The organism is Streptomyces sp. NPDC056948, from assembly GCF_042674225.1.
In the GTDB taxonomy this organism is placed as follows: Bacteria; Actinomycetota; Actinomycetes; order Streptomycetales; family Streptomycetaceae; genus Streptomyces; species Streptomyces purpurascens.
Genome location: NZ_JBHUQX010000336.1, coordinates 1 through 10,654, shown reverse-complemented (window position 1 = coordinate 10,654; position 10,654 = coordinate 1). Strand labels below are relative to the sequence as shown.

The 10,654-nt window shown below is 71.5% G+C and carries 10 protein-coding genes; 3 read left to right on the top strand and 7 right to left on the bottom strand.

The window, feature by feature from the left end; genetic code table 11:
- The coding region (locus ACFTZL_RS33035) for an epoxide hydrolase family protein (RefSeq protein WP_382590330.1) at positions 1–644 on the bottom strand (644 nt) is incomplete at its 3' end.
- Positions 645–768: 124 nt separating this feature from the next.
- On the opposite strand from ACFTZL_RS33035, the gene ACFTZL_RS33030 reads away from it, so the two are divergent.
- Positions 769–1,251: a VOC family protein gene (locus ACFTZL_RS33030; protein ID WP_382590327.1), complete on the top strand. Its 483-nt coding sequence runs from the start codon at positions 769–771 to the stop codon at positions 1,249–1,251.
- A 39-nt stretch (positions 1,252–1,290) separates the two neighbouring features.
- Here ACFTZL_RS33030 and ACFTZL_RS33025 read toward each other — a convergent pair whose 3' ends face one another.
- From ACFTZL_RS33025 to ACFTZL_RS33000, 6 genes are all read right to left on the bottom strand, one after another.
- The gene (locus ACFTZL_RS33025) at positions 1,291–2,166 is read right to left on the bottom strand and encodes an aminoglycoside phosphotransferase family protein (RefSeq protein WP_382590324.1); all 876 of its coding nucleotides are present in this window, start codon (positions 2,164–2,166) and stop codon (positions 1,291–1,293) included.
- A 32-nt stretch (positions 2,167–2,198) separates the two neighbouring features.
- Positions 2,199–3,101 (bottom strand): SGNH/GDSL hydrolase family protein, encoded by a 903-nt coding sequence (locus ACFTZL_RS33020; RefSeq protein ID WP_382590321.1) that lies wholly within the window; start codon positions 3,099–3,101, stop codon positions 2,199–2,201.
- Between the two features lie 114 nt (positions 3,102–3,215).
- Complete coding sequence (locus tag ACFTZL_RS33015; RefSeq protein ID WP_382590318.1) at positions 3,216–4,100, bottom strand: geranyl diphosphate 2-C-methyltransferase; 885 nt, start codon at positions 4,098–4,100, stop codon at positions 3,216–3,218.
- 44 nt (positions 4,101–4,144) lie between these two features.
- Complete coding sequence (locus ACFTZL_RS33010) at positions 4,145–5,248, bottom strand: family 2 encapsulin nanocompartment cargo protein terpene cyclase (protein WP_382590336.1); 1,104 nt, start codon at positions 5,246–5,248, stop codon at positions 4,145–4,147.
- 889 nt (positions 5,249–6,137) lie between these two features.
- Positions 6,138–7,589, bottom strand: a complete 1,452-nt coding sequence (locus ACFTZL_RS33005; RefSeq protein ID WP_382590315.1) for a family 2B encapsulin nanocompartment shell protein — start codon at positions 7,587–7,589, stop codon at positions 6,138–6,140.
- 531 nt (positions 7,590–8,120) lie between these two features.
- Entirely contained in the window at positions 8,121–9,122 is a 1,002-nt protein-coding gene (locus ACFTZL_RS33000; RefSeq protein ID WP_382590333.1) for a zinc-binding alcohol dehydrogenase family protein, read from the bottom strand.
- Between the two features lie 144 nt (positions 9,123–9,266).
- Between ACFTZL_RS33000 and ACFTZL_RS32995 the strand changes: the two genes are divergently transcribed.
- Positions 9,267–10,067 (top strand): VOC family protein, encoded by an 801-nt coding sequence (locus ACFTZL_RS32995; protein WP_382590312.1) that lies wholly within the window; start codon positions 9,267–9,269, stop codon positions 10,065–10,067.
- A gap of 41 nt (positions 10,068–10,108) precedes the next feature.
- A partial coding sequence (locus ACFTZL_RS32990) for a ribonuclease H (RefSeq protein WP_382590309.1) occupies positions 10,109–10,654 on the top strand: 546 nt, incomplete at its 3' end.

Sequence of the window (10,654 nt, the reverse complement as noted above, 5' to 3'; positions counted from 1 at the left end):
GTCGCCTGTCCGCCGGGCAGCAGATTGAGGTGGATGCCGGTGACCCGGTCGGGGTGCACACGGCCCAGTTCGCGGGAGATGCCCGCGCCCCAGTCGCCGCCCTGGGCGCCGAACCGCTCGTAGCCGAGGCGCGTCATCAGCTCGGCCCACGCGTCGGCGATCCGGCGCGCCTCCCAGCCGGTCTCCCGGGTGGGCCCGGAGAACCCGAAGCCGGGAATGCTCGGCAGCACGACATGAAAGGCGTCGGCCGGATCGCCGCCGTGGGCGGCCGGGTCCGTCAACGGCCCGACGATGTCGAGGAACTCGACGATCGACCCCGGCCATCCGTGCGTGACGATCAGCGGGGTGGCGTCGGGTTCGGGGGAGCGGATGTGCGCGAAGTGCACCCGCGCGCCGTCGATCTCGGTCGTGAACTGAGGCCACGCGTTCAGCCGCGCCTCCGCCGCCCGCCAGTCGTACGTGTGCCGCCAGTACCGCACCAGCTCGCGCAGATAGCCCGACGGAACGCCGTACGTCCATCCCACCCCGGGCAGTTCGTCGGGCCACCGGGCCCGGTCGAGGCGGTCGTGGAGGTCGTCGAGGTCGCTCTGCGGAATGTCGATGCGGAAGGGACGGATGCCGCTGTCGGCGGGCGTGGACGTCATGACCGGGATGCTAGTCCCGAACGGTGTAACGGCCACCTGAATTTGCCGGCCGGCCGACCGATGAGTTCCGGGGCGAGAGCCGGTCGACAGTGGTGACAGCGTTCCACGCGCCCAGGAGGTACTCATGGCCACCGACGGTTTCACCACCTGTCTCTGGTACGACGACCAGGCCGAGGAGGCCGCCCACCACTACGTCTCGATCTTCAAGAACTCCAGCATCGGCGAGGTCGCCCGCTACCCCGAGGGAACGCCCCACCGGGCGGGCACCGTCATGACCGTCGAGTTCACGGCCAACGGCCACAAGTTCCTCGCGCTCAACGGCGGCCCCCAGTTCAAGTTCACCGAGGCGGTCTCCTTCATGATCTTCTGCGCGGACCAGGAGGAGATCGACTACTACTGGACCAAGTTCACCGAGAACGGCGGCGAGCCCGGTCCGTGCGGCTGGCTCAAGGACAAGTACGGCCTGTCCTGGCAGGTCGTCCCGGACCGGCTCCAAGAGATGATCATGGACCCGGACCCGGCGAAGGTGGCCCGCGTGACCACGGCGTTCATGGCGATGAGCAAGTTCGACATCGCGACCCTGGACAAGGCCTACGCGGGCGAGTGAGGTGCCCCCTCCGGCCGAGGGGCAGGACCCTGCCTGCCCCTACGCCGCCTCGGCCAGGATCTCCCGGATCACATGCCGGGAGTTCTGCGCGACCGGCGGGTTCGTGTCCCAGTAGTACGGCAGTGCGATGACCGCGATCGACAGGGCCCAGCCCAGGCCCCGTGCCCACTCGGCCTCGCCGGCGCCCGTGGCCTCGCGGAAGACGCCGCGGACCCCGGCGGGCAGCACGCACCAGGCGCTGATGAGGTCGACGGCGGGATCTCCCACCCCGACCGTGCCGAAGTCGATCACGGCGCTCAGTCGTCCGCCCGTGACCAGCAGGTTCCCGGCCATCAGATCGCCGTGCGCCCAGACCGGCGGCCCGGCGTACTCCGGGACGCGCAGGGCCTCCTCCCACACCTCCGACACCGCCGCGGTGTCGATCCGTCCCGAGAGCTGGGCGAGCGCCTCGCGCAGGAAGGGGTCCCGGGCCGCCAGCGGCACTCCCCGGTAACCGGTCGGGCCCTCTGCCGGGTCGATCCGGCGCAGGGCCGTGACGTAGGCGCCCAGATCCTTGGCCAGCAACCCCGGCTCATCGAGGGCGCCGGGCACCGGGTTGCGGCCGTCCAGCCAGCCGTACACCGACCAGGGCCACGGGAAGCCCTCGCCGGGCTCGCCCCGTCCGAGGGGTTCGGGCGAGGCGGCGGGCAGGCCCGGGCCCAGCCGGGGCAGCCAGCGCAGTTCGTGTGCGATGGCCTCGACGGCGCGGGGATGCCGGGGGAGCCGCACGACCTTGTCCGAACCGAGGCGGAACATGGCGTTCTCGGTCCCGGAGGACTCCAGGCGCCGCAGGGGCAGCCCCGCCCACCGCGGGAACTGTTCCGCGATCAGCCGCCCGACGAGCGGGACGTCGACCTCTCGTTCGTCCTCATGCATTCGCACAGCGCACATGACGCCTATTCGAGCGGTCAGTTCGCCGACTGTCGAATGGTTTTGGTGATCTCCCGGGCGATGCGCAGGATGCCCGGGGAGCGCACCGGGCAGGGCTTCGGCGTCGACGTCGTGGGGGCCAGGCAGAAGTGCAGGTAGTCGTCGTCGCGGTGCAGGGCCGTCCGGTCGCGGCCGGGCTGGGTGCAGTAGTCGGGGTGGGCACGCTCGTAGGCCGTGCAGGGCAGGTGCTGCGTCCACGTGTAGCGGTCCGAGCCGGGGCTCACCGTCCCCCCGGCGTCGGCGACGATGCCGTCCGAGTCGGCGGCAAGCCGCTCGTACAGCCCGTTCACGCGCCGCACCCGGTCGGGTGTGATCGGGTCCGGGCCCTGGAGCACCCATACGATCCGCGGCCGGCGGGCCCCGCCTGCCGTCGTGATCTGCTCGACGAGCCGGCGCGCGTCGGCCTCGTACCGCTTGAAGTACCGCTCCCGTGAACCGTCGTACGTGATCTTGTCCATGCACCAGGTGAAGTCCCAGGCGTTGCCCCAGAACTGCAGCACCACGAAGTCCGGCCGCAGCGACCTCACCAGGGCGGCCGCCTTGTCCCGTGCCGGTACGAGCGACCGCTCCGCCGTGCCCTCCAGGTAGTCGCACAGGGTGGTGCCCGAGTAGGGGGCGCTCGTGTACTTCGCGCGCAGGTCCCGGCGCAGCTCCTGGCCGAGGACCTTCTGGTTCTCCATGGCGAGCGAGTCGCCGAGATACAGCACGCGGGGCGCCTTGGCGGGCGCGCGGGGGCCGGGTGAGGCCGGGGCCCGCTGGTGCGTGGTCGTGGACACCTCCGGCGCGGACGGCGGGGACGTGCCAGGTCCGGACGACGGGTCCCCGCACGCCCCGAGCAGCAGCCCGGCCAGCAGGACACCCACGATCCACGGTCCGCGCATACGGCAACTCCCGCCCCGGCCGGTGAAACGGCTCCCCAGGCAAGCACAGCCGGGCCCGGCGCGGAAGACGCGCGTCGGCCACGGAGTGTCCGTGACCGACGACTTGAGGAGCTGTCAGACCCGGTCGGCCGTGATCAGCAGATACTGGAAACTGCCGTTCTTGTACGCGGTCAGGAACGTGTCCTCGATGCCCGTGACGAGATGATCGGCCCGCTTGCGGAGCTCCCAGTAGGGGATGGCGGTGTCGGTGAGGTCCTGCACATGGACGGGGACCAGCCGGTTGCGGGCCATCGCCCGGAAGTACTCCGAGCGTGGATGGATGTCGCAGATGTAGTGGGCGTTGATCAGCGAGACCTCGCGGGAGGCCCGTCCGTAGGTGTCGTTGTAGCAGCCGGTGATCACCACGTAGCGTCCGCCGCGGCGCAGCAGCCGGGCGTGCTCGGCGAACAGCAGGTCCAGCTCCACGTACATGGTCGACTCGTTGTTCCACGACGCCGCGAACGAGTCCGACGGGAAGCCCGTGTCGAGCATGTTCCGGCAGTGGTAGCGGACCTTGCCGTCCATGCCGCGCTGCCGGGCCTGCTCGTTGGCGAAGTCCGCCTGCTTGGCCGAGAGCGTCACGCCGTCGGCGCGGCAGCCGTACCGCAGGTTCGCCACGACGCTGCCGCCGCCGCGTCCGCAGCCGGCGTCGAAGACGCGGTCGGTGGGGGAGAGGGGGCCGAGGTGGGTGGCGAGCAGTTCCGCCTGGGCGTGCTCCAGGCGGTGCAGTTCGGTGGTGACCCGCTCGCGGCGCAGCGCCGGGTCGGGCTCGTCGAGCACGGTCCAGTCGGCGTCTCCGACGCCGTAGTGATGGTGGTACAGGTCGTCGATCTTCCCCAGTTCGAGGTTGACCGGGTTCTCCTCCGCGTTCCAGTAGTCGGCCACGCGGGTCTGGTACGTCGAGTCGGCGGCGGACGGGGACTGCAGTGATGCGGTGGTGGCGTCGGCGGTGGTGGTCAAGGACGGCTCCTCGTGCTTCCGGCGTGACGTCAAGGGACTGTGCTCTACCAGTAGTCGGGCAGGTGGTAGCGGTGGGTGTTGGTGGCGTGCCACTCGTGGTTGCCGGACACCCAGGCGGCGAGGCCCTGGGCGTAGCGCCCCACGAGCGGCGACCCGGCGGACAGGACCGCGGACTCCTCCTCGAAGGCGTCCATGATCTGGTTGTGGATCTCGACGGCCTTCAGATAGGCGGCCTTGAGTCCGCACTGTTCGTCGGCGGCGATGACCAGCGGCAGGTTGAAGTGGTCGGGTTCGGCCGCCAGCTCCTTCGTGAAGGAGTACAGGTCGTTGACGATCGTGGTGGCGTTGCACGCGAGCGCCGTGATCCGCTGGATCTCCGGTCGGGCGTAGACCGCCTCGGGCAGTTCGTAGCCGTCCACGGCGTCGACGATCGACAGGCAGGGGCGGAAGTTGTTGAATTGCCGCATCACCAGGTACTCCCAGACGCGCGGCACGTACCGCGTCTCCGCCCAGGCGGCCTCGGCGACGTACCCGAGGTGCAGCCGGGCGATGTCGTGCACGAACCGGTCGGTCTGGCTGGGCGTGGCGAAACCGGCGTAGTCCCGCAACGCGCGGTGGTACGAGCGCAGCGGACCGTCGGCCGTCAGCCCCTGGCGCCACTCCCTCTCCGCCTCGGGGGGCCCGTGGAAGGGGTCGAGTGCCGACTGCGCGATGACCAGCCGCCCTCCCAGACCGCGAGACGAACCGCCCCGGTCCTCGTCCTCCGAGCAGTAGCAACTGTCGACGAGGTTCTCGGCCAGCAGCAGCTCGCCTGCGACGGTGAGGCGGTCCAGATCGGCGGCGCCCGGATGCTGGAGCACCACGGCCCGGCCGAACTGGAACCCCGCGAAGTCCCCCGTCCACGCCGGCGGAAACAGATCGAGCCCGTGCGCCCAGGCCTCCAGCCTCCGGTCGATCTCCTTGACCTTCTCGGGATCGGCGGGCACGGCGGCCCGATACCGAAGCCCGGGCACAGGCCCACCCCGCCGGGCCCGTCCGGTACGGGCGAAGCTCGGGGGGCCGGGTGGGGTGTGGCGGGGGGTGGGGTGCGCCGGGGAGCCGGAGGTGGGCTGGGCCGTTGAGTTCGAGGGACCGGGGGCCGGTGGGATCGCCAGGCCCGAGAGGCTTGGGGCCGAGAAACCGAGGGTTGGTGGGGCGGGAGGGCGGAAGGCCGGCGGGGTCGCATCGCTCGGTGGTGGTGGGACCGGGGATTCGGCGGTCGGTGGGGTCGGGAGGCCGAGGGGTGTTGGGGTCGAAGGATCGAGGGTTGGACGAGGCTCGGAGCCCGAGGGCAGTGGTGCCGAAGACTTGAGTGCCGCAGGGGCTGAGAAGCCCGGGAGTGGCGGGACCGGGGATTCGGCGGTCGGTGGGGTCGGGAGGCCGAGGGATGTTGAGGTCGGAGGGGTGACGGCTGGACGCGGCGCGGGGCCCGAGGGGATCGCGGAGCCCGGGGACTGTGGCGCCGGAGACCTGAGGGCCGGTGGGGCTGAGAAGCCGAAGGTCGGTGGGGACGGAGGTCGGAAAGCCGCCCGGTGTGCGGAGCCCGGGGGTAGAGGAGCCGGGGATTCGGCAGTCGGTGGGATCGGCAAGCCGGGGGGTGGTGGGGTCGGAGACCCTGGGGTCGGTGGGCCGGAGTGGAGCGCGGAGCCCGAGGGCGGTGGGGCCGGGGACCCGGGAGCCTGTGGGGCCAGGGAGCCGAGGGGCGGTAGGGCCGGTGGGCCCGGGGTTGGTGGGGGCGACGAGCCCGAGGGCTGTGGAGTCGGAGTCCCGAGGGCCGGTACCGCCGGTGAACCCGGGGCTGGTAGGGGCGTGGAGCCCGAGAGCTGCGGTGTCGGGGTCCCGAGGGCCGGTGAGGCCGGGGCCTCGGTGGTCGGTGGGGCCACCGGAAGGCCGGGCGTCGGCCCAGCTTCGGCGTCGGAGGGCTGTCGCGTCTCGGCGTCGGGGATCTCGGAGCCGGGGGGCGGGGGAGTGTTCATGGACGTGCTCGACTCCACCCCGTCAGCCGGCCGTCCGGCCGATCTGGACGTTCTCCAGGATGCCCGCGGCATCGGGCACCAGGATGGCCATCGAGTAGTACGCGGTGACCAGGTAGCGGATGATCGCGCTCTCGTCGACGCCCATGAACCGTACGTTCAGGCCGGGCTGGTACTCCTCCGGGATACCGGTCTGGAACAGTCCGACGACCCCCTGGTCGGCCTCGCCGGTGCGCAGCGCGATGATGCTGCTGGTGTGGTGGTCGTTGACCGGGATCTTGCCGCACGGGAAGAACGGCACACCGCGCCAGGCGGGCACCTCATGCCCGTCGACGTTCGCCGTGCCGGGCACCAGCCCGCGCTTGTTGCACTGCCGGAAGAACGCCGCGATCGCCTTGGGATGGGCGAGGAACAGCCGCGTCTTGCGCCGCATCGACAGCAGCTCGTCCAGGTCGTCCGGGGTCGGCGGGCCCGAGAACGTGCTGATGCGCTGGCTGTGGTCGATGTTGTGCAGCAGCCCGAACTCGCGGTTGTTGACCAGCTCCCACTCCTGCCGCTCACGGATCTCCTCGATGGTCAGCCGGAGCTGCTGCTCGGTCTGGTCCATCGGGTCGTTGTAGAGGTCGGCGATCCGGGTGTGGACACGCAGCACGGTCTGCGTGAGCGACAACTCGTACTCGCGTGGGGCGAGTTCGTAATCGACGAAACCGCCGGACAGCACCGGTTCGCCCACGTGCCCGGCCTGCACCGGCACATCCGCCTCGCCCTTGCGGTTCATGGGCTTGCTCTGCCGCTCCGCGTAGGCCTCCAGATGGGCCGCGAGGGACGGGACACGGTCCGTGTACTCCCGGAGAGCGTCCCAGGACAGCACCAGCACGACGCCCGAGGTCTCCGCCCGCACGGACGTGAGCCACAGCGGGTCGGCCCGCCCCACGGCCTCGTCACCGAGTCCCTCGCCGTCCGTGACGACCCCGATGACCTCCTCCTCGCCGTACTTGCCGGTGGCGTACCGGGTGAAACGCCCGTGCACGATCAGGTAGGCCTCGGTGACGGGCTGGCCGGCCTCGAAGAGCACCTCGCCGACGCGCACCTCACGGACCTCGAAGCGCGACGCGATCTGCTTCAGCACCTCGCCGTCGGAGTAGCCGCGCAGCACGGGCAGTTCGGTGAGCGTCCGGGGGATGACCCTGATGTCGTCGGCACCGTTCTGCTCGAACTCGACCCGGCCCCGGCCCAGACGCAATGTCAGACGCCGGTTGACCCGGTAGGCACCGCCCCTGACGTCGACCCACGGCAGCATCTTGAGCAGCCAGCGCGAGGTGATGGCCTGCATCTGCGGCACGGACTTGGTGGTGGTGGCGAGCTGGCGTGCCGCCTGCGTGCTGAGACTGGTGAGCTGGGCCTCGGCCGCGCCGGTGCCGGCAGCGGGGGCGGGGTCGTCGGTGGCGGGGCCGGTGGTGCTTTCGGGGGCGGACACATTCCCTCCCTGGGATCGAACGGGGTGTTCGCTGGGTGAGCGGGGCGGAACCTTTGCTGAGCAGCGGTGGCCTGGCACACGAGTGGGCCCTGTTTCGCCCCGGACCTGAGCCGAGTGGTCGGACGGGATGGCTGGAGTGGTGGCAGGGACGGTGGAGTGGCCGGCGAAGGCGGCGGCCTCGTGGCGCCGGTGAGCCGGACGAGCCGCGAGGCATAGCCAAACAGCGGCAGAGGCGGCCGGATAACCGCGTGAAGGGGGCGGTTTCTCGCGCCGGAGGTGGCAAACCCACGATGGGTGTGGAGGACCAGCGGGCGTGTGCCCCCACGCCGGTCACCGACCCGGCGCCGCCCGGCGCACAAAGCGCACAGGGCGCACGGGACGTCGCGTATCGCCGGAGTCACCGCCCGTACCTCTCCGGCGCACACCCCGTAGCGACTCACACGCCGTCACCACTCACACCGCCACCCCCTCCGCGGCGCGCATGTTCGCCCGGCCACAGGGCCTGCACCGCGGGAGCGCACCGCCTCACCCCTAGTCGTTCACCAGCACCGCCGCCCCGTCGAACCGCCCCGCCTTCAGATCCCCGAGTGCCTCCACAGCCCGCGACAGCGGGTAGGAACGCGTGGTCGCGCGGACGCCGTAGCGGGCCGCCAGCGTCAGGAACTCCCGGCCGTCCGCACGCGTGTTGGAGGCGACGCTGCGCATCTGCTTCTCGTAGAACAGCTCGGTCTCGTAGTGCAGGGGAGGCGTGTCGGTGAGGTGGATACCGGCGATGGCGAGGACGCCGCCCCGGTCGAGGGCGCGCAGGGCGACCGGGACGAGTTCGCCGACCGGGGCGAAGAGGATCGCGCTGTCCAGTGGCTCCGGCGGCCTCGCGTACGCGTCCTGCGCGGACGCGGCACCCAGGTCCAGCGCCAGCCGCCTCGCGGCAGCACCACGCGTCATGACGTGCACCACGGCGCCCTCGGCCAGGGCCACCTGCGCGCACAGGTGGGCGCTGCCCCCGAAGCCGTACAGTCCGAGCCTCCCACCGGGCGGCAGCGCGGCCCGCCGCAGCGCGCGGTGGCCGATGATGCCCGCGCACAGGAGGGGCGCAAGCGCCACGTCCGGCACGTCGTCCGGCATTCGGTAGGCGAACGCGGCCGGTACGGTCGTGTACTCCGCGTAGCCGCCGTCGGCGTACCAGCCCGTGTACTCGGACCGGGGACAGAGGTTCTCCGCGCCGCGTGCGCAGTACGCGCAGTCGCCGTCCGTGCGGCGCAGCCAGGCCACGCCGACCCGGTCGCCCACCGTGAAGCCGCGCACGGCCGCGCCCGCACCGGCCACGGTCCCGACGACCTCGTGCCCGGGCGTGACACCCACCCGGTGCACGGGCAGATCGCCCTCGGCGACATGCAGATCGGTACGGCACACTCCGCAGGCGCGTACCCGCACCAGCAACTCGTCGTCCGCGGGCACCGGCACGGGTTTCTCCACCAGTCGGAGCGACCCCTCCTCGACGGGCCCCGGCCGCTCCACCGACCACGCGCGCATCGTCCCGTCCGCCATACCGCTCCCCGTCCTGCCGAGGGCTTCCGCCCAGTCTGCGGCGGTACCGCCCGTTCGGCGCGCGGGCCGACCCGAGGGTGACTAGCGTGAGGAAACGGACCATCCACCCATCCGGAGAGGGCCGCAGTCATGGCCGTGCAACCTGAAGGAACCCCTTGCTGGGCCGATGCGAGTTTCAGTGACCTCGAAGGGGCCAAGAACTTCTACGGAGACGTCCTCGGCTGGACCTTCGCCGAGGCGTCGGCGGAGTACGGCGACTACACCCAGGCCTACGCCAACGGCAACGCGGTCGCCGCCGTCGTCCCGCCCATGCCCGGCCAGCCGGAGGCCCCGTCGCAGTGGTGCCTGTACTTCGCCGCCCGGGACACCGCCGCCACCGCCGCCCGGATCCGCGACAACGGCGGCGACGTGCTGATGGAGCCGATGCAGGTCGGCGACTTCGGCACCATGTGCCTGGCCCGCGATCCGAGCGGTGTCGTCTTCGGCGTCTGGCAGGCGGGCACCCACGAGGGCTTCGAGGTGATGGCCGAACCGGGCGCCTACACCTGGGCCGAGGTCTTCACCCGCGAGCCCGAGAAGTCCGACGCGTTCTTCCCCGCCGTCTTCTCCTACCGGCAGCGGGACATGGAGGACGGCGAGATTGACTTCCGCATCTACGACCTCGGCGAACGCACCGTGCTGGGCCGGATGAAGATGACGGAGGAGTTCCCGCCCGAGATGCCGCCGTACATCAACGTCTACTTCACCGTCGAGGACTGCGACGACGCCGTGGCGAAGGCGACCAAGCTCGGCGGCGTGCTGCGGTTCGGTCCGATGAACACGCCGTTCGGCCGGTTCGCCGCCATCAGCGATCCGCAGGGCGCGAACTTCTCGGTGATCGACATCACGACGACCGAGGGAGACATGCCCAAGCTGACCGACGTGTCGTAGCCACCCGACCCTCCCGGCCGGGCGGACCGTGCGGCCATGGCATGATCGAGCCCATGCGTGAACGTGTTGTGGCCGCGTGTGACGGGGCTTCGAAGGGAAACCCGGGGCCCGCGGGCTGGGCCTGGGTCGTCGCCGACGCTTCAGAGAGCCCGGTGAGCTGGGAGGCGGGGCCGCTCGGCAAGGCCACCAACAACGTCGCGGAACTGACCGCGCTGGAGCGCCTGCTGACGGCGACCGACCCGGGCGTACCGCTCGAGATCCGGATGGACTCGCAGTACGCGATGAAGGCCGTCACCACCTGGCTGCCCGGCTGGAAGCGCAACGGCTGGAAGACGTCCGCCGGCAAGCCGGTCGCCAACCAGGACCTCGTCGTACGCATCGACGAGCTCCTGGACGGCCGCTCGGTCGACTTCCGCTACGTGCCCGCCCACCAGGTCGACGGCGACCGGCTCAACGACTTCGCCGACCGCGCCGCCAGCCAGGCCGCCACCGTCCAGGAGTCCGCGGGCAGCGAGCTCGGTTCCCCCCAGCCGCCCCCCCCCCCCGACCCCCCCGCCAAGGCCCCGCGCGCCCCGCCCCGCCGCGGT